Origin of the sequence: Streptomyces sp. NPDC006450 (assembly GCF_040612195.1) — a bacterium.
Taxonomy (GTDB): domain Bacteria; phylum Actinomycetota; class Actinomycetes; order Streptomycetales; family Streptomycetaceae; genus Streptomyces.
Genome location: NZ_JBEXPT010000008.1, coordinates 50,670 through 67,997, shown reverse-complemented (window position 1 = coordinate 67,997; position 17,328 = coordinate 50,670). Strand labels below are relative to the sequence as shown.

18 protein-coding genes and 1 tRNA gene are annotated in these 17,328 nt (G+C 72.8%); 8 read left to right on the top strand and 11 right to left on the bottom strand.

Annotated elements, in window-relative coordinates; all coding sequences use genetic code 11:
• The first annotated feature begins 141 nt into the window (after window positions 1-141).
• Window positions 142-759 carry a nuclear transport factor 2 family protein gene (locus tag ABZY57_RS05535; protein WP_356508407.1) on the top strand — a complete coding sequence of 206 codons (618 nt, stop codon included), beginning with the start codon at window positions 142-144 and terminating at the stop codon, window positions 757-759.
• A gap of 29 nt (window positions 760-788) precedes the next feature.
• On the opposite strand, the gene ABZY57_RS05530 is transcribed toward ABZY57_RS05535, so the two are convergent.
• Together ABZY57_RS05530 and ABZY57_RS05525 are read right to left on the bottom strand one after the other, a co-directional pair.
• On the bottom strand, window positions 789-1,421 hold the full coding sequence (locus tag ABZY57_RS05530) for a response regulator transcription factor (protein ID WP_356508405.1): 633 nt from the start codon (window positions 1,419-1,421) through the stop codon (window positions 789-791).
• Window positions 1,418-2,155 carry a histidine kinase gene (locus tag ABZY57_RS05525; protein ID WP_356508403.1) on the bottom strand — a complete coding sequence of 246 codons (738 nt, stop codon included), beginning with the start codon at window positions 2,153-2,155 and terminating at the stop codon, window positions 1,418-1,420. Before ABZY57_RS05525 ends, ABZY57_RS05530 begins: the two co-directional genes overlap by 4 nt.
• Window positions 2,156-2,331: 176 nt before the next feature.
• On the opposite strand from ABZY57_RS05525, the gene ABZY57_RS05520 reads away from it, so the two are divergent.
• Window positions 2,332-2,835 (top strand): hypothetical protein, encoded by a 504-nt coding sequence (locus ABZY57_RS05520; RefSeq protein WP_356508500.1) that lies wholly within the window; start codon window positions 2,332-2,334, stop codon window positions 2,833-2,835.
• Window positions 2,836-2,930: 95 nt separating this feature from the next.
• Window positions 2,931-3,749 carry a hypothetical protein gene (locus ABZY57_RS05515; RefSeq protein ID WP_356508401.1) on the top strand — a complete coding sequence of 273 codons (819 nt, stop codon included), beginning with the start codon at window positions 2,931-2,933 and terminating at the stop codon, window positions 3,747-3,749.
• A 9-nt stretch (window positions 3,750-3,758) separates the two neighbouring features.
• Here the strand turns inward: ABZY57_RS05515 and ABZY57_RS05510 are convergent, their stop codons facing one another.
• On the bottom strand, window positions 3,759-4,439 hold the full coding sequence (locus tag ABZY57_RS05510; RefSeq protein ID WP_356508399.1) for a pentapeptide repeat-containing protein: 681 nt from the start codon (window positions 4,437-4,439) through the stop codon (window positions 3,759-3,761).
• A gap of 125 nt (window positions 4,440-4,564) precedes the next feature.
• Here ABZY57_RS05510 and ABZY57_RS05505 point away from each other — a divergent pair, with 125 nt between their 5' ends.
• Entirely contained in the window at window positions 4,565-5,557 is a 993-nt protein-coding gene (locus ABZY57_RS05505; protein ID WP_356508498.1) for a zinc-binding dehydrogenase, read from the top strand.
• Window positions 5,558-5,566: 9 nt separating this feature from the next.
• Here ABZY57_RS05505 and ABZY57_RS05500 read toward each other — a convergent pair whose 3' ends face one another.
• The 3 genes from ABZY57_RS05500 to ABZY57_RS05490 form a co-directional block, all read right to left on the bottom strand.
• Entirely contained in the window at window positions 5,567-5,812 is a 246-nt protein-coding gene (locus tag ABZY57_RS05500; protein ID WP_356508397.1) for a hypothetical protein, read from the bottom strand.
• Window positions 5,809-6,285: a GNAT family N-acetyltransferase gene (locus tag ABZY57_RS05495; protein ID WP_356508395.1), complete on the bottom strand. Its 477-nt coding sequence runs from the start codon at window positions 6,283-6,285 to the stop codon at window positions 5,809-5,811. The genes ABZY57_RS05500 and ABZY57_RS05495 overlap by 4 nt, the downstream gene beginning before the upstream one ends.
• Before the next feature lie 463 nt (window positions 6,286-6,748).
• Window positions 6,749-7,474, bottom strand: coding sequence for a thioredoxin domain-containing protein (locus ABZY57_RS05490; protein ID WP_356508394.1), 726 nt, complete (start codon window positions 7,472-7,474; stop codon window positions 6,749-6,751).
• 160 nt (window positions 7,475-7,634) lie between these two features.
• Between ABZY57_RS05490 and ABZY57_RS05485 the strand changes: the two genes are divergently transcribed.
• Window positions 7,635-9,026 carry an FAD-dependent oxidoreductase gene (locus ABZY57_RS05485; RefSeq protein WP_356508392.1) on the top strand — a complete coding sequence of 464 codons (1,392 nt, stop codon included), beginning with the start codon at window positions 7,635-7,637 and terminating at the stop codon, window positions 9,024-9,026.
• A 278-nt stretch (window positions 9,027-9,304) separates the two neighbouring features.
• On the opposite strand, the gene ABZY57_RS05480 is transcribed toward ABZY57_RS05485, so the two are convergent.
• Window positions 9,305-9,379: transfer RNA gene (locus ABZY57_RS05480), tRNA-Thr, on the bottom strand.
• A 103-nt stretch (window positions 9,380-9,482) separates the two neighbouring features.
• Window positions 9,483-10,151 carry a hypothetical protein gene (locus tag ABZY57_RS05475; RefSeq protein ID WP_356508390.1) on the bottom strand — a complete coding sequence of 223 codons (669 nt, stop codon included), beginning with the start codon at window positions 10,149-10,151 and terminating at the stop codon, window positions 9,483-9,485.
• Window positions 10,152-10,347: 196 nt separating this feature from the next.
• On the opposite strand from ABZY57_RS05475, the gene ugpC reads away from it, so the two are divergent.
• From ugpC to ABZY57_RS05460, 3 genes are all read left to right on the top strand, one after another.
• The gene (gene ugpC / locus ABZY57_RS05470) at window positions 10,348-11,436 is read left to right on the top strand and encodes a sn-glycerol-3-phosphate ABC transporter ATP-binding protein UgpC (protein ID WP_356508389.1); all 1,089 of its coding nucleotides are present in this window, start codon (window positions 10,348-10,350) and stop codon (window positions 11,434-11,436) included.
• A gap of 197 nt (window positions 11,437-11,633) precedes the next feature.
• The gene (locus ABZY57_RS05465; protein WP_356508387.1) at window positions 11,634-12,047 is read left to right on the top strand and encodes a hypothetical protein; all 414 of its coding nucleotides are present in this window, start codon (window positions 11,634-11,636) and stop codon (window positions 12,045-12,047) included.
• Between the two features lie 42 nt (window positions 12,048-12,089).
• The gene (locus ABZY57_RS05460) at window positions 12,090-12,851 is read left to right on the top strand and encodes a nucleotidyltransferase family protein (protein WP_356508385.1); all 762 of its coding nucleotides are present in this window, start codon (window positions 12,090-12,092) and stop codon (window positions 12,849-12,851) included.
• 163 nt (window positions 12,852-13,014) lie between these two features.
• On the opposite strand, the gene ABZY57_RS05455 is transcribed toward ABZY57_RS05460, so the two are convergent.
• From ABZY57_RS05455 to cysS, 3 genes are all read right to left on the bottom strand, one after another.
• The gene (locus tag ABZY57_RS05455) at window positions 13,015-14,580 is read right to left on the bottom strand and encodes a DoxX family membrane protein (protein ID WP_356508383.1); all 1,566 of its coding nucleotides are present in this window, start codon (window positions 14,578-14,580) and stop codon (window positions 13,015-13,017) included.
• Window positions 14,581-14,767: 187 nt separating this feature from the next.
• Window positions 14,768-15,739: a 23S rRNA (guanosine(2251)-2'-O)-methyltransferase RlmB gene (gene rlmB, locus ABZY57_RS05450; protein WP_356508382.1), complete on the bottom strand. Its 972-nt coding sequence runs from the start codon at window positions 15,737-15,739 to the stop codon at window positions 14,768-14,770.
• A 109-nt stretch (window positions 15,740-15,848) separates the two neighbouring features.
• Window positions 15,849-17,249: a cysteine--tRNA ligase gene (cysS, locus tag ABZY57_RS05445; protein ID WP_356508380.1), complete on the bottom strand. Its 1,401-nt coding sequence runs from the start codon at window positions 17,247-17,249 to the stop codon at window positions 15,849-15,851.
• Window positions 17,250-17,328 lie beyond the last annotated feature (79 nt).

Sequence of the window (17,328 nt, the reverse complement as noted above, 5' to 3'; positions counted from 1 at the left end):
GGCCCCGGCATCGTCCATCCGTACGAGATCGCGCTCGTACGCTGCGCCGATCCCCCGCGGACGGCGACGCGACAGGCTCGTCAGTGCCCGGACCACCCGAGCCGGCCCGGGCGCCACCAGCCGTGTCGAGAGGAACCCGCCATGCCGACCACCGATTTCGCCCCGGAACGCCGCCGCATGCTCACCATGCTGGGCACCGGCGCCGCCGTAGCCGGGCTCGGCGCGCTCGCTTCCGCGACGCCCGCCGCGGCCACCGCGTCCGAGGAGCTCTCGACGGCCTCCTACGGCCCCGGCCCGGCGGGTTCGGCGGAGGACGAGCTGGCGATCAACCGCCTGCTGGAGACCTACCTCTTCGCCGTGGACACCAAGGACAAGACGGTCTTCCGCACCCTCTTCACCGATGACGCCGTCCTCACCGTGATGGCCCACCCCGACGGCACCGCCGGCATCGTCAAGTCCGGCATCGAGGCGGTCGTCGCCAACCTCGACGGCGCGGCGGCCTGGGGATACTCCACCCACGTCACGGCCAACGCCTACGTCCGCGTCACCGGCCGCTACACCGCCACCGGCGACAGCCACGCCACCGCCCAGCTCGTGTACCCGGCCACGGCCACCGCCCCGGAGACCGTCGTCGTACGCGGCATCCGCTACCGCGACGAGTACGTGAAGTCCGCGGGCACGTGGAAGATCCGCAAGCGCGTCTTCTCCCCGCTCTGGCAGTACAACGGCACCGCGATCCCGATCACGTACCCGAACTAGGCCGCGGGGGCCGCCCCACCCCACGGGGGCTACCCCAGCCCGATGAGCCCCCGGTCCACGGCCGCGCGCACGGCCGCCGTGCGGTTCTCCACCCCGAGCTTCTCGTAGACGTGCACGAGGTGGGTCTTGACCGTGGTCCCGCTGATGAAGAGCGCCGAGCCGATCTCCCGGTTGGACCGGCCCGTCGCGATCAGCTCCAGGATCTCGGTCTCCCGGGCCGTCAGCGCCGTACCCGGCGCCCGGTACCGGTTCATCAGCCGCGAGACCACCGAGGGCGACAGCGCCGACTCCCCCGCAGCGACCGTCCGCAGCGCCTGGATCAGCAGGTCGGGCGGGGACCCCTTCAGCAGGTACCCCGCCACTCCCGCCTCGACGGCCCGTACGACGTACGCGTCGGACTCGTAGCTGCTGAGCACGACCACCCGGGGCGGCGCGGGCAGCCGCCCGATCCGCCGCGTGGTCTCCACCCCGCACATCCCCGGCCCCATCCGGATGTCCATCAACACCAGCTCGGGCCCGAGCTCGCGCACCATCCGCAGCGCGGCGCCCCCGTCCGCGGCCTCCCCGCACACCTCGAACTCGGGACACCCGCCCAACAACGCCCGCAGTCCCGCGCGCACGACGGGATGATCGTCCACCAACAGGATCCGGACCGGCGTCATCCCGACCCCCGCACCGGTCTCGACCCCGGCCCCGACTCCGGTGCCGCCACCGGCACCGGCACCCAGACCGACACCACGGTCCCTCCCCCGCCCGGGCTGCTCTCCACCGTGGCCGTACCCCCCAGGTACGCGATGCGGCGGCGCAGCAGCCGCAGCCCGTCCCCGCCCCGATGCCCGTCCTCCCCGGCGTGCTGCCGGTCCCCGCGGTGCTCCCCGGGCCCGGCAGCGGCGGCCGGGTCGAACCCGACACCGTCGTCCCACACGTCCAGGGCCAGTACGTACGGCTGGTAGGTCAGGGTCACCACCACGGCCGAGGCCCGCGCGTGCCGGCGCACGTTGGCCAGGGCGCCCTGGGCCGCCCGCAGCACCGCGCCCTCGACCCTGCCGGGCACCGGCCGGGGTTCCCCCTCCAGCCGGAACCGGGCCCCGTCCACCCCGGCGCACAGCTCGCGCAGCACATCGGCCAGGGCCTTCCGCTCCAGCTCCACCGGAGCCAGGTCACGGATGATCCGCCGGGCCTCGGCAAGGTTCTCGCGCGCGGCGGCGGCCGCCTGCCGGACCAGCAGCCGGGCCTGCCCCGGCTCCCGGGTCCACTCGCGGTCGGCCGCGTCGAGCAGCAGGTGCATGCTGGCCAGCCCCTGGGCCACGGTGTCGTGCAACTCGGCCGCGAGCCGGTCGCGCTCCCGCCGCACCCCGGCCACCACGGCCTCCCCCTGCCCCCCGGCTCCCCCCACGCCCGTCCCCTCTCGCCGCGCCCCCCGGACGCGCCGAGCTTAATCCGGCGCACCAGACACCCCCGGGGGGCATCAGGAACACTGATCCGCGGTCCCGCACCGCCCACCGGGCCGTGCGGAACCTCCGTCAGGACGTGCGGGACGCCCCCCGCCCCGCACGTGACACCATCGGGTACGTGCTCGACATCGGCTACTCCCTCTCCCGGCGCTTCCCCGACCCCCCGCAGACCGACTACCGCTCGGCGGACGTCCACTCGCTGCGCCACGACCTGTTCTGCGGGGACGTCTACCTCGCCGACACCAACGCGGACCGGGAAGTGTCCACAGCCTGGGGATGGGTGCCCGTACTGGACTTCGCCTGGGCGCTGTGCGACATCGTCGAGCAGCTCGACCAGGACCCGCGCGGCAGCCGCGCCGCCAACCGGCAGTACGCCGAGATCGACTTCACCGAGTCCTCGGGCCGCATGCTCTTCGAGCGCCGCTTCGGATGGGTCGACGTCGAGGCCGACTGGATGCCGTCGGAGGAAGCCCCCCTCACCTTCAGCCACCGCCTGCTGCGCCGCGAAGCACGGGACTTCCTCCACGACGTGATCGCGGACCTCGTCGACATGCACGACGGCCTGGCCGACAACCCGGTCATCTGGACCCTCCAGGCCCGCTTCCCCCGAGTCCCGGCCTGACCCGCCGGGCCGCCGGACTGCGGGGGACGACCGGCCGGTAGGGTCGGCCCCCTTCGGGCCGCACGGCCCGGAGTCCCCGTGAGGCACCGCCGACCATGACCGACCACGCCCGGGCCCCCGGCCCTGCGCCCGCGGCCCGCGTACGACTCGACCGGGCCCTGGCCCGGCTGGCCGTCACCTTCCGCGGGATGACCGCCCGCGCCGACGAGGGCCAGTGCGACTGCCACTGGGGCAGCCCGCAGGAGCTCGCCCTGCTGAAGCTCCCCGGCACGGACCTCGACCCCGACCTCCTGCACCGCACCTGGAGCACCACCGACTGGAGGGACCACGGCGCCGTACTGCGCCGCGTCCTGCCGCAGTTCGCCCGCGAGCTGGCCGGCGGTCTCGGCGCCTACGCGTGGGACGTCGACCGCGTCGGCAACTCGTTCCACAGCGGCGCGTGGCAGCAGTGGCCCGCGCCACAGAGCGCGGCCGTACGGGAGTTCCTGCACGCCTGGTGGGCCCACACCCTCCTCACCCCGGACCCCGCCGTCCCCGCGCCCCAAGTCCTCCAGATGTGCACCGAAGCCTCCGGCGCCATCGGCCCCTGGCTCGCGGACTGGGAGTCGCTCCGCGACCCGGTCGCCGACCAGCACCTCGCCGACACGGTCGACACGTGGGAACGGGACCTCCTGTGTCACGCACTCCCCTGGACGACGTGGGTCTTCACCTCGGAGTCGGACGAGGAGACGGAAGCCGTACGGACGGAACTCACCGACTGGCTCGCGAGCCGGGCGCCCGCGCGCCTCCGCGCCCACGGCGCCCCCGAAGAGGTCCTCCACACCGTGCGGCTGCTCGGCCTCGACGGTGCGGACCGCTGGAACGACCCGCACTGGCCGTACGCACCTGACGGGACCCGCCTGACGGCGCCCTGACCGCGCCCGCTACGGGACCACCCGCAGCCCCAGCTGCGCGGCCAGCGCCGGCGCCAGGTCGAACAGCTGCGCCGGGCTGATCACCGCCCCCGCCAACGCCTCAACCCCCCGCGCGATCCCCAGCTCCGCGGCCCCCCTCAGGTCCACGTCCGCCATCCGCACCCCCGTGAAGTCCACCCCCCGCAGTTCGCAGTCCCGGAACTCCACCCGCTCCAGCACACCGCCCCCGAAGTCCGGCTCCACCAGCACGCACCCCTCGAAGACCACGTCCTTGAGCCGCGCCGTGCGCAGGTTCAAGTAGTCGATCTTGCCCCCGCGTACGAGCACCCGCTCCAGCACCGCCCCGTGCAGCTGCACCCCGCCCAGCCGGGCGTCCAGCAGTTCCACATCGCGCAGCGAAGCCCCCGACAGGTCCGTCCCCACCCCCCGGACGCCGTCCAGCACCGAGTCCAGGATCCGCGCCTTGGCCAGGCCGGTCTCGTCCAGCACGCAGCGCCGTAGCGCGCAGTCCATGAACCGGGCCCCCCGCCCCTCCCCGCCCGCCAGGTCCACCTCGACGAGCTCCAGCCCGTCGTAGTCCCCGTCCGGCTCCAGTTCCTGCCCCGCGTCCTGCCACGCGCTCAGCCCCGGCAGCCGCACCTCCGGCCGCCGCGCCGCCTTCACCGTCTGCTGCTGCCCGTTTCGCGCCATCCCCCCATCCTGGCCGACCCCACCGACAAAACCCTTGACCTCAACCCCGCTTGAGGTCCGACGCTGTCCCCATGACCACCACCACGGCCACGACCCCCGCCCCCACTCCGGCCGCCCCCGGCGAGATGCGAGCCATCCGCCTCCACGCCTTCGGCCCCGCCGAGAACCTCACCTACGAGTCCCTCCCCCGCCCCGTACCGGGCCCCGGCCAGGTCCGCATCGCCGTGGCCGCCGCCGGCGTCCACCTCCTCGACACCGCCCTGCGCCGCGGCGTCCAGGGCCCGCCCGCGCCCCTGCCCGAACTGCCGACCGTGCCCGGCCGCGAGGTCGCCGGCACCGTCGACGCGCTCGGCCCCGGCACGGACCCCGCATGGCTCGGCCGACCCGTCGTCGTCCACCTCGGATTCACCCCCGGCGGCTACGCCGAGTACGCCGTCGCCGACGCCTCCCGGCTGCACACCGTCCCGCCCGGCCTCGACCCCGCCACCGCCGTCGCCATGATCGGCACGGGCCGCACCACCCTCGGCATACTCCAGTTCGCCGAACTCGGCCCCGGCTCCGTCGCCCTGGTCCCCGCCGCCGCGGGCGGCATCGGCACCCTGCTGGTCCAGTACGCCAAGCACGCCGGAGCCACCGTCGTCGCCCTCGCCGGCGGCCCCGCCAAGACCGCCCGGGCCGCCGCCAACGGCGCCGACCTCGCCCTCGACTACACCACCCCGGGCTGGGCCGACACCCTCCGCGCCCACCACCCCGACGGTGCCACCGTCCTCTTCGACTCCGTCGGCGGCGCCGTCGCCCGCACCGCCCTCGGCCTGCTCCGCGACGGCGCCCAGCACCTCGTCTTCGGCTGGTCCGGCGGCCCCCTCACCCTCACCGCCACCGAACAGGCCGCCCTGGACGCGCGCGGCATCACCACCCAGCACGTCCTCGGCCCCGCCATGCTCCAGCGCGCCGGCGGCGACGACCCCATGCGCCTCCTGGAAACCCGCGCCCTCACCCAAGCCGCCGCCGGCCACCTGCGCCCCGCCCTCCAGCGCTACCCCCTCGCCGAAGCCGCCACGGCCCACCACGACCTGGAAACCCGCGCCACCACCGGCAAGGTCATCCTGGAACCCTGAGCACCGGCGTCACGCGCGCAGGCGTTCCGCCTCCGCGCGGGCGGCCACCGCCTCGGCACGTGCCATGGCACGGTCCGCAGGCTGTTCCATGTGATCGGCCAGGTTGTCCGGAGCGGCCGCGATCTCCTCCCGCCAAGCCGCGTACGCACCATCGGCGCAGGGCGCGGCGGGACGCCGGCCGCGCACGCTCCGCAGGTGGCGCAGAGCCGCCTTGAGCGCGGGGGCGACCGGCCGCGAGGGCTCCGGTGCGCTCACTGGGCCCCGCCCAGCTTGCGCAGCGCGTCGTCCGTCAGGCGGTTCACGGTCCATTCGTCCATCGACACCGCTCCGACCGATCGGTAGAAGTCGATCGCCGGCACGTTCCAGTCGAGGACCGACCACTCCAGCCGCTCGTACCCGCGCTCCACACAGATCCGCGCCAACTCCCGCAGCAGCGCCTTCCCGTGACCTCCGCCGCGCACGCCCGGGCGGACGTACAGGTCCTCCAGGTAGATCCCGTGCACCCCGCGCCACGTCGAGAAACTGAGGAACCACAACGCGAACCCGACCGCCTCGCCCTCCGCCGTCAGCGCCAGGTGCGCGAACGCCGCCGGCCGCTCCCCGAACAGCGCCTCCCTCAACTGCTCCTCCGTGGCGCGCGCCTCGTGCGGCACCTTCTCGTACTCCGCGAGCTCGCGGATCATGGCGTGGATGACGGGTACGTCGCTGACGACGGCGCTACGGATCATTCCTGCACCCTACGAGCCACCGCGCCCGCTCCCGCCCCCACCGCCTCCGCGAGCGACTCGAATCGCCACCGCGCCTCCCGCGCACGGAAGTTGTCGCCGGGCCGGCAACCCCCCGACGAGCTCCCCCTCCCGCCTGGAATCCCGTACGGCCGGCGCCGACAGGTGCGCCCCTCGTCCAGGCGCTCAAGCAACGGCGGCCGGTCCGCGCATCGTCCGCCGGCAGCCGTACGCGGCCCTCCCCGGCCCGCGCGCGCGGCGCGAGCGCCTCCCCCGCGTTCTCCTCGTCCGGCGCCGGGGCGGCGCATCGACGAACTCCCGCCCGGGCGCGCCGTCGTCCCGCGCCGCGCGAACCGCTCGGGAACCCCGCCGAACCCACCACCACCCGGACCGCCCGAGCCACCCGGACCGCCCGCTGCCACACCGTCCATGGCCGGACCCTGAAAACCAAGCCCAAGCCCAAGCCCTAGGCGGAGGCCCCGATCCCGACACCCTTCAGCGCCTCCGCGAACGCCCCCGCGTCGAACAGCGACCCGTCCCTCGACCCGACCGGCCTCCCCTCCACCAGCACCATCGGCGTCGCCTGCGCACCCGTCGCCTCGAAGCCCTCCTCCGCCTCGGCGACCCACCCCCTGTACTTCTCGTCCTTCACCGCCGCGTCGAAGTCCGCCCCGCGCAGCCCCGGCACCCGGTCCGCGATCCTCAGGAGCAGCTCGTCGGTGAACTTCCCCCTCGGCTGGCTGGCGAAGACCGCCGCGTGGAACTCCGCGAACTTCCCCGAGTCCACCGACGCGCGCAGCGCGTTGACCGCCTTGACCGAGCCGCTCGCTCCGTCCCGGTCCAGGAAGGAGGCCAACAGGTACTCGATCTTCACCCGACCGGCCACCGCCAGCTTCAGCAGCGACTCACCGCCGGCCTCCTCGAACCGAGCGCAGTGGCCGCACTTGGGATCCACCAGCACCTGCGCGGTACGCGGCGCGTCCGGCTTCCCCACGACGATCTTCGCCCCCTCCACCGCCGTGGGCAGCCCCGCGAGCCGTCCGGCGATCGGGCTGGTCCGCACCGGAACCTCGGAGGCCGCCACGGCCCTCCCCTCCCCCGCCCCGGAACCGCACCCGACGACCGCCCCGCCCAACAGGGCCACGGACGCGACCGCCGCCACCAGCCGCGCTGCCACCACAACCCGTGCCATACGAACCCGCACCTCTCACACAAAAACCTGACAAAATCCCCGCCCCACTCTAAGGAGGAGTCCAGAGCGTCCACATCAGCCATCCGGCCACCTCTCAGCCCCCAAAACCCGACGTCACGTCCCTGGACACCCACCCGGAGCGGCGTGTACCAACTCCCCCATGACGATCAACGGCGGAATTTCCTTCTGGTACGCGACGGACGAGACCGCCCCCGCCCACCCACCCCGCGCCCCGCTCACCGGCAACACCACGGCCGACGTCGTCATCGTCGGCGGCGGCTACACCGGCCTGTGGACCGCGTACTACCTCAAGACGGCCGCCCCCGACCTGCGCATCACCGTCCTGGAGCAGAAGTTCTGCGGCTACGGGGCCTCCGGCCGCAACGGCGGCTGGCTCTACAACGGCATCGCCGGCCGCGACCGCTACGCCGCCCTCCACGGCCACGACGCCGCCCAGCGCCTCCAGCACGCCATGAACGAGACCGTCACCGAGGTCATCGACACCGCCGCCAAGGAAGGCATCGACGCCGACATCCACCGCGGCGGAGTCCTCGAAGTGGCCCGCACCCCCGCCCAGCTCTCCCGCCTCAAGGCCTTCCACACCGCCGAACTCGCCTTCGGCGAAACGGACCGCGAGCTCTACGACGCCACCGACACCCGCGCCCGCATCGACGTCGCGGACGCCGTGGGCTCCTCATGGACCCCGCACGGAGCCCGCATCCACCCCCTGAAGCTGGTCAAGGGCCTGGCAGCCGCCTGCGAACGCCTCGGCGTGGTGATCCACGAATCCACCCCCGTCACGGAGATCGCCCCGCGCCGCGCCCTCACCCCGTACGGCACGGTCCGCGCCCCGTACGTCCTGCGCTGCACGGAGGGCTTCACCGCCGCCCTCAAGGGCCAGAAGCGCTCCTGGCTCCCGATGAACTCCTCGATGATCGCCACGGCCCCGCTCCCCCCGGAGGTCTGGTCCCAGCTCGGCTGGTCCGACGCCTCCACCCTCGGCGACATGGCCCACGCCTACATGTACGCCCAGCGCACGGCCGACGACCGCATCGCCATCGGCGGCCGCGGCGTCCCCTACCGCTACGGCTCACGCGCCGCCACCGCCTCAAACACAGGCCGCACCCAGCCCGCCACGATCGCCTCCCTCACCCACCTCCTCGAATCCTTCTTCCCGGCCCTCACGGGCGTGGAGATCACCCACGCCTGGTCGGGCGTCCTGGGCGTCCCCCGCGACTGGTGCGCCACGGTCACCCTGGACGCCACGACGGGCCTGGGCTGGGCCGGCGGCTACGTGGGCTCCGGCGTGGCCACCGCCAACCTCGCGGCCCGCACCCTCCGCGACCTGGTCCTGAACGACAGCACGGACCTCACGACCCTCCCCTGGGTCAACCACCGCGTCCGCCGCTGGGAGCCGGAACCCTTCCGCTGGCTGGGCGTCCAGGCCCTCTACGCCGCCTACCGCGAGGCGGACCGCCGCGAATCCACCACCCACACCCCGACGACAACCCCCTTGGCCCGCCTGGCGGACCGCATCTCGGGCCGCCACTGACCCCGCGCGGCACGCGCCGAAAGCCCCGGCCCGCCAACCGGTCCGGGGCTGTCAGTGCCCCCTGTCATCCTGCGGGGGGCGCGCCGGCACCGTGGTCGAGACGACGAGCACGGAAGAAGGCGGCCAAAGGCGCGCGGGGCGTAGCCATCCCTCACGACACGAAGGCGCGCCAAGGGGGAGGCCTCCGCGGTCATCCGCGACCAGCGGTGACGCCGGGCACTCCCGGCGCAACGAAAGATCCCGGCCCGGACGTTCCGTCCGGGCCGGGATCTTCACTGGGCCCCCTGTCGGATTCGAACCGACGACCTACGCATTACAAGTGCGTTGCTCTGGCCGGACTGAGCTAAGGAGGCGTGGTGACCCTGTGCAGGGCACGGAATCGCCTTCACTCTACACATCGCCCCGACCCCCGAGCGAAGAACTTTCCGGTGTCCGCGGCCGCCGTCGGCGGTCCCCTCACACCCCCGGATACCCCGCCCGCGCCAGCCTCGGGGTCACCGCTTCCAGCGGCAGGCCCGGGTTGAGGGCGTCCACGACCGCCTGGGTGAGGGGGAGCAGCGACCAGACGTGGCGGACCGCTTCCAGGGGGAGGTCCGTCTCGTAGTAGTCCTCGGCGAAGTCGCGGTAGGCCTCCGGGGTGCCTGCCACCAGGAGTTCGAAGAGGTAGTCCGCTCCGTCCGCGTCGGGCCTGCCCTCCGGGAACTCCACCTTGCCCGCGCGCCACTGGGTGTCGCCGGTCTCGCGCCAGAAGACGGCGGTCGCGTTGAGCACGCCGTCCACGCAGAACGCCGGCTCCGTCAGGTACGGCCGGAAGGCCTCCGGTATGCCGTCGGTCAGGCCCGGCCACCCGTCCTCGTGGTCGGTGTCCGCCCACGGGCTCATCACCGACTCGTGGTCGAAGCCGTGCCCGAAGACCCCGTCCGGCGTGAAGACGATCGCGTAGTCGTCCCCCGAGCCGTTGTCCATCAGCGCGGCCTCCTCGCCCGGGCCCCACTTCGGGTCGTAGGCGAAGTAGCCGTCGTCCTCCTCGCCGCTGATCACCAGTTCCAGCGCCGCCATCGCCCGGCAGCGGTCGCGCAGCGTCTCGATGTCGGGCAGGGCGCGGGTCACGTCGTAGATGGTCATGGTCGTGATCAAAGCAGCCGCCTCTGACAGTCGCCCCGGGCGCACCGGAGGTCGGGGACGTCGGCGAAGTCACCCCCGCCCAGGTGCTGACAGGAGCGGCTCGGGCGGGTAGCGTCGGGCCGAGTCCAGGTCACTGGACTAGACCTTCCACTCGGATCGTCCGGCACGTTCCTGCCGGTAGAAGGGATTCATCACCATGGCTTCTGTCACTTTCGACAAGGCGACCCGTCTGTACCCCGGCGGCGACAAGCCCGCCGTCGACCAGCTGGAGCTGGAGATCGCGGACGGCGAGTTCCTCGTCCTCGTCGGCCCCTCCGGCTGCGGCAAGTCCACCTCGCTGCGCATGCTGGCCGGCCTGGAGGACGTCAACGGCGGTGCGATCCGCATCGGTGACCGCGACGTCACGCACCTGCCGCCCAAGGACCGGGACATCGCGATGGTGTTCCAGAACTACGCGCTCTACCCGCACATGTCCGTCGCCGACAACATGGGCTTCGCGCTCAAGATCGCTGGCGAGGACAAGGCCACCATCCGCAAGAAGGTGGAGGACGCGGCGAAGATGCTGGACCTGACCCAGTACCTCGACCGCAAGCCGAAGGCGCTCTCCGGCGGTCAGCGCCAGCGCGTCGCGATGGGCCGCGCGATCGTGCGCAAGCCGCAGGTGTTCCTCATGGACGAGCCGCTGTCGAACCTCGACGCCAAGCTCCGCGTGTCCACCCGTACCCAGATCGCGGCCCTCCAGCGCGACCTGGGCATCACCACCGTCTACGTCACCCACGACCAGGTCGAGGCCATGACGATGGGCGACCGCGTGGCCGTGCTGAAGGACGGTCTGCTGCAGCAGGTCGACACCCCGCGCAACATGTACGACCGTCCGGCGAACCTCTTCGTCGCCGGTTTCATCGGCTCGCCCGCCATGAACCTCGTCGAGGTCCCGATCACCGACGGCGGCGTGAAGTTCGGCGAGAGCGTCGTCCCGGTGTCGCGCGAGGCCCTGTCCGCCGCCGCCGACGCGGGCGACCGCACGGTCACCGTGGGCGTGCGCCCGGAGCACTTCGACATCGGTGACACGGGCGGTCTGACCATCACCGTGAACGTCGTCGAGGAGCTGGGCGCCGACGGGTACGTCTACGGTTCGACCTCGCACTCCGAGGGTTCGCAGGACATCGTGGTGCGCGTGAACGGCCGCCAGGTGCCCGAGAAGGGCTCCACGCTGCACGTGGTGCCGCGCGGCAACGAGATCCACGTGTTCTCGACGTCCTCGGGTGCCCGCCTCTCCGGCTGACCCGTCGTACGCGGACTGCGCGAACCGCACGCGCCGAAGGGGCGTCCCGTCAAGGGGCGCCCCTTCGGCGCGAGTTCCGGCAGATCGGGCCATTCGGCCCCATGCGTCAACCCTTAATTCGAAAAGCCACGTCGAACCATCCCCCGACCGGGTGACTAAATGTCGCCATATCTTCACCGAGCGCTACTCTCGCCCTCGTGACCCACACTGCCCGCCGTATCGGCCGATCCCTCGCCCTGGTCCTGCCCGTCGTCCTGGTCCTGTCCGGGACCCTCGCGGTCACCATGGTCCCCTGGGCGGACAACACCCCGTCCCAGATCCTGACCGCGTCCGCCGAGGACGTCTCCGTCCCGGCGAAGCCGCGCGCCGCCCAGGACGTCCTGCGCGACAAGCTGTTGACCGAGATCCAGCAGGGCGAGCAGCCGGGTGACGTCCTCACCCACCTCCAGCAGGAGGTCGACCGGCGGCCGTCCCTCGCCGAGCACTGCGTGGGCATCGCGCGCGCCCTCGGGCGGGCCGCGGTGGACGCCTACGGGCCCACGAAGGCCCAGTCGTACGCGCGGCCCGTGTGCGACACCGCGTACGCGTCCGGCGTCGCCTCCATGGGCTGACGGCCGCCGCCGTACGTCCATCAGCACCCGGACACACCGAACATGACCGATTCCGAGCGTTCCGACCCACCCCACGCGGCCGCGTTCCCGGCTTCCCCGACCCAGGCGGTTGTCCTGGCGGGGGGCCAGGGTTCGCGGCTGCGGCCGTATACGGACGACCGTCCCAAGCCGATGGTGGAGATCCCCGGAACGGGGATGCCGATCATCGGGCACCAGCTCGCGTGGCTGGCCTCCGAGGGGGTGACGGACGCCGTGGTCTCCTGCGGGCACCTCGCCGAGGTGCTCCAGAAGTGGCTGGCCGAGGCCCCGTTGCCGCTGCGGGTGACCACCGTCGTGGAGAACGAGCCGCTGGGCCGGGGCGGAGGTCTGAAGTACGCCGCCCGGCACCTCCCGCACCCCGAGGGTTCCTGGTACGCGACCAACGGTGATGTGTGGACCCGCTTCTCGCTGCGCGAGATGGCCGCCTTCCATGCCGAACGCGGCGCCACGGCCACCCTCGCGCTCGCGCGGCCGCGCATTCCGTGGGGGGTGGTGGAGATCAACGAGTACGGCCACGTGCTGGACTTCATCGAGGCGCCGCAGTCCCCGTACCCGGTCAATGCCGGCGTGTACGTCTTCGGTCCCGAATTCGCCGCCCTGCTACCGGATTTGGGCGACCACGAGCGGACCACCTTCCCGCGGCTGGCCCGTGAGCGGCGCCTCGCGGGCTTCCCGCTGCCGCAGGGCGCCTACTGGCGGGCGATCGACACGGCGAAGGACCTCACCGAGGCGGCACGGGAGTTGGCCGCGCAGAACGCCCCGTAGCGCCTCCGCGGGCCCGTACGGGCCCCCACGCGCCCGTACGGCCGGCAGGGGCCCGCAGAAGCCCGCGGAAGCCCGTACGAGCCCGACGCACCGCACGGCTCCGCACACGAAGAAGGCCCGGCGCGCTCTCGCGTACCGGGCCTTCGTCTCGCAGGTGTGCCTGTCAGCCGAGGAGTCCGCCCAGCAGGTCGGGCTGCTTGGGAGCCGTGCTCCCCGTTCCTGCGGTGGAGCCGCCGCCGCTCGTCCCCGTGGAGCTGGCCGGGGGCTTCTGCGGGGTGGACTGGCGGGGGGTGCTGCGCGGGGTCCGGCTGCCGCTCGTGGTGCCGCGGGTGGCGGTGGGCGAGCCGGAGCCGGCCGTCGGGGAGGTCGAACCGGCCGTCCCGCGACCGGTCTTGGCGGCCGGCGAGGAAGCTCCGGCCGAGGGCTGTGCGGCCCGCTTCGAAGCCTGACCGGGGCTGGGGCTCACCGGCTGCTGCTGCTTGGAGGTGCTCGGCAGCGGCCGCCCGGGGAGGTAGTTGCTGGGGGCCTCGCCCGGTCCGGGCACGGTGACCACGGTGGTGGAGCGGACGGCTCCGCCGAGGAGCGAGCCGACGAGCAGGGTGAGCCCGCAGACGACGGTGGCCATGACGGCCCCGCGGCGGAGGACCCGGCGGCGCAGCCGCCAGACCTCGGAACGCGGGCCCAGGGTGCGCCAGGCCTCGCTCGCGAGGCGGCCGTCCAGGGAGTAGACGGGGGCGCCGGCGATGATCAGCGGGCTCCAGGCGGCGAGGTAGATGATGTCGGGCGCGTCATAGGCGGGGACGGTCTTCCAGCTCACCGTCATCAGCAGCGCGGCGGACAGCAGCGCGCCGAAGCAGGCGGCGAACCGCTGCCACAGGCCGAAGACCGTCAGTACGCCCACGATGACCTGGAGGAAGGCCACGCTGAGACCGGCGCCGACCGGGTGGGCGAGTGCGAAGTCGCGCAGCGGTTCGGCGAGTGCCCAGGGCTGCAGGGTCTGCAGCCAGGTGACCATGGAGCCGCGCTCGCCGCCGTCGAAGTAGACGGGGTCGCACAGCTTGCCCATGCCGGCGTAGATGGAGATGAAGCCGAGGAAGACGCGCAGCGGGAGCAGCACGACGCCGAGGTTCATGCGGCGGCCGGGGTAGTACGAGGCCTGCGCGCGTGCGTCGCCCTGGGCCCGGCGCGAGTCCGCGGATCCGGTGCCTTCGGAATGGGCGGCGTCGTAGGCCTCGTGCGGGTGGGAGAGGCCCCCCACGACGGGCTGCCTGCGGGTGTCGGTGTCGTCGGGGGAGTCGCCGTAACTGCGCTGGCCGATGACGGTCGGGGTGGCGAGGGTGTCGTCCGCGAGGTCGTGGGCGAGATCGATGCGCGGGATGACCTGGGTGGTCCCGCCGTCGTACTCCCCGTGGCCGCGCCCGTGCTCGCGTACGGCCTGGAGCAGGCCGCCCATGGCCGCGCCGGCGGCGGTGTCGCCGGGGGCGGACTTGCCGCTCCAGACGACGGGCCGGCGGCGGGAGGCTCCTGCTCCGGCGGCCGCGAGGGCCCCGCTGAGTACCGGGGCGAGCCCGGGGGCGCCCGAGGGCCTGGGACGCGCGCTGGGGCTCGGTGCGAGCCGCACGCGGAAGCTGGCGTGGTTGACGATGACCTGTGCGGGGTCGCACGGCACCTTGACCATGCTCAGCGCGGGCTGGTCGTCGAACCCTGGCGTTCTGGTGTCCACACTCATCTAACCGAGTGATGAGTGTTTAGGACACTGCCTTGACATCAGCGATGTGTCCGAGACCCGTCAAATCAAGCCACCCCGCCCGTGAGGGGCGGGGTGGCACGCTCACGGGTCACGTCCGATGAGCCAAGTGGATCAAGCGGGCGGCCGCGCCGGTGCCCGGCCGGCTGCTGCCGGTGGTGCTCAGTGCTCAGACGCGGCCGCGGGTGGCGCGGCGGCGGGAGGCCTCGTAGAGGACGACGCCCGCGGCGACACCGGCGTTGAGGGACTCGGCGCCGCCCGGCATCGGGATGCGCACGAGGTAGTCGCAGTTCTCGCCGACGAGGCGGCCGAGACCCTTGCCCTCGGAGCCGACGACGATGACGACGGGGCCGCCGAGCGCTTCGAGCTCGTGGACCTCGTGGGTGCCCTCTGCGGCGAGGCCGACGACGGTGATGCCGGCCTTCTTGTACTCCTGGATGGCGCGGGTCAGGTTGGTGACCCGGGAGACCGGGGTACGGGCGGCGGTGCCGGCCGAGGACTTCCAGGCGCCGGCGGTCATGCCGGCGGCGCGGCGCTCGGGGATGACCACGCCGTGGCCGCCGAAGGCGGAGACGGAGCGGACGATCGCGCCGAGGTTGCGGGGGTCGGTGACGCCGTCGAGGGCGACGATGAGGGGGTCCTCGTGGTTCTCGTACGCGGCGGCGGTGAGGTCCTCCGGGTGCGCGTACTCGTAGGGCGGGACCTGGAGGACCAGGCCCTGGTGGTTGAGGCCGTTGGTCAGCCGGTCGAGCTCGGGGCGCGGGGCTTCCATCAGGTTGATGTTGCCGCGCTCGGCCGCGAGCTGGAGGGCCTCGCGGACGCGCTCGTCGTTGTCGATGAACTGCTGTACGTACAGGGTGACGGCGGGTACGCCGTCGCGCAGCGCCTCGAAGACCGGGTTGCGGCCGACGACCATCTCGCTGGTGCCCTTGGGACCGCCGCGGCGCGGGGCGGGGCGGCGCTTGGCCGCCTGGCGGGCCATGGCGTTGCTGATGCGGTTGGCCTTGTGCTTCTTGCGGTCCTCGGCCTTGGGCGTGGGGCCCTTGCCTTCCAGGGCCTTGCGCCGCTGGCCACCGCTGCCGACCGTCGCGCCCTTCTTGTTGGACGTGCGACGGTTCCTGCGCTGGCTGTTCCCGGCCATGACCTCTACCTGATTTCTTCGATGCTGCGATATGTACGTATGAAGAGTGTGCCGCCCGGAACGCCGGGCGGCCCAATCCGAGTGCGCCAGTGGGACTGCTCCGGTGGGCTCAGCGGGGGCCGAGCGTCCATCGGGGTCCGGTGGGGCTGTCCTCGATGACCAGGCCCGACTGCTGGAGCTGGTCGCGGATGGCGTCGGCAGTGGCCCAGTCCTTGCGGGCGCGCGCCGATTCGCGCTGCTCCAGGACCAGGCGTACGAGGGTGTCCACGGCTCCGTGGAGGTCCTCCCCGCGGTCCGCCTCGCCGGCCCAGTGCGGGTCGAGGGGGTCGAGGCCGAGGACGCCCAGCATGGCCCGTACCTCTGACAGGCGCGCGATGGCCGCGTCCTTGTCGTCGGCGGCGAGCGCGCTGTTGCCCTGGCGGACGGTCGTGTGGATGATCGCGAGCGCCTGCGGGACGCCGAGGTCGTCGTCCATGGCCTCGGCGAAGGCGGGCGGGACCTCGGCGGCGGGCTCGACGGAGCCGCCGGCCTTCTCGATGACGCGCTGGATGAAGCCCTCGATGCGTGCGAAGCCGGATTCGGCCTCGCGCAGCGACTCCACGCTGTACTCGATCATCGAGCGGTAGTGGGGGGTGCCGAGGTAGTAGCGCAGGACGATCGGGCGCCAGACCTTGAGCATCTCGGAGACGAGGACGGAGTTGCCCAGCGACTTCGACATCTTCTCGCCGGAGAGGGTGACCCAGGCGTTGTGCATCCAGTACTTCGCGAACTCGTCGCCGAAGGCCTTGGCCTGGACGATCTCGTTCTCGTGGTGCGGGAAGATCAGGTCGAGCCCGCCGCCGTGGATGTCGAAGGCGCTGCCGAGGTACTTGTGCGCCATCGCGGAGCACTCCAGGTGCCAGCCGGGACGGCCGCGGCCCCACGGGGTCTCCCAGTCGGGCTCGCCCGGCTTGGAGGCCTTCCACATGGCGAAGTCGCGCGGGTCGCGCTTGCCGGTGATGCCCGACTCGGCGGGCTGGCGCAGGTCGTCGATGTCCTGGTTGGAGAGTTCCAGGTAGCCGGGGAAGGAGCGCACGTCGAAGTAGACGCTGCCGTCGGCGACGTAGGCGTGGCCGCGCTCGATGAGGCCGCGCATCATCTCGATCATCTCGGGCACGTGGCCGGTGGCGCGCGGCTCGTACGTGGGCGGGAGGCAGCCCAGCGCGTTGTAGCCGTCGTTGAAGGCGCGCTCGTTCTCGTAGCCGATGGACCACCAGGGGCGGCCCTGGGCCTCGCCCTTCGCGATGATCTTGTCGTCGATGTCGGTGACGTTGCGGATGAAGGTGACGTCGAGGCCGCGGTAGGTGAACCAGCGGCGCGCGATGTCGAAGTTCAGGTACGAGCGGACGTGCCCGATGTGAGGGGCCGCCTGCACGGTGGCGCCACAGAGGTAGATCGAGACGCAGCCCGGGACGAGCGGGACGAAGTCGCGGATCTGCCGGGCGCTGGTGTCGTACAGGCGAATAGTCACGGCATCCAGGGTAGTGCGCCTGTAGCAGTGCCCCGCGACCCTTTCGGCACGCGGGGCCCGCTTTGTTGACGAAGAGGTG

Coding starts and splice junctions, on each gene's coding strand:
- ABZY57_RS05535 (WP_356508407.1), top strand. CDS start 142: ATGCCGACCACCGATTTCGCCCCGGAACGCCGCCGCATGCTCACCATG.
- ABZY57_RS05530 (WP_356508405.1), bottom strand. CDS start 1,421: ATGACGCCGGTCCGGATCCTGTTGGTGGACGATCATCCCGTCGTGCGC.
- ABZY57_RS05515 (WP_356508401.1), top strand. CDS start 2,931: ATGACCGACCACGCCCGGGCCCCCGGCCCTGCGCCCGCGGCCCGCGTA.
- ABZY57_RS05510 (WP_356508399.1), bottom strand. CDS start 4,439: ATGGCGCGAAACGGGCAGCAGCAGACGGTGAAGGCGGCGCGGCGGCCG.
- ABZY57_RS05505 (WP_356508498.1), top strand. CDS start 4,565: ATGCGAGCCATCCGCCTCCACGCCTTCGGCCCCGCCGAGAACCTCACC.
- ABZY57_RS05495 (WP_356508395.1), bottom strand. CDS start 6,285: ATGATCCGTAGCGCCGTCGTCAGCGACGTACCCGTCATCCACGCCATG.
- ABZY57_RS05490 (WP_356508394.1), bottom strand. CDS start 7,474: ATGGCACGGGTTGTGGTGGCAGCGCGGCTGGTGGCGGCGGTCGCGTCC.
- ABZY57_RS05485 (WP_356508392.1), top strand. CDS start 7,635: ATGACGATCAACGGCGGAATTTCCTTCTGGTACGCGACGGACGAGACC.
- ABZY57_RS05475 (WP_356508390.1), bottom strand. CDS start 10,151: ATGACCATCTACGACGTGACCCGCGCCCTGCCCGACATCGAGACGCTG.
- ugpC (WP_356508389.1), top strand. CDS start 10,348: ATGGCTTCTGTCACTTTCGACAAGGCGACCCGTCTGTACCCCGGCGGC.
- ABZY57_RS05460 (WP_356508385.1), top strand. CDS start 12,090: ATGACCGATTCCGAGCGTTCCGACCCACCCCACGCGGCCGCGTTCCCG.
- ABZY57_RS05455 (WP_356508383.1), bottom strand. CDS start 14,580: ATGAGTGTGGACACCAGAACGCCAGGGTTCGACGACCAGCCCGCGCTG.
- rlmB (WP_356508382.1), bottom strand. CDS start 15,739: ATGGCCGGGAACAGCCAGCGCAGGAACCGTCGCACGTCCAACAAGAAG.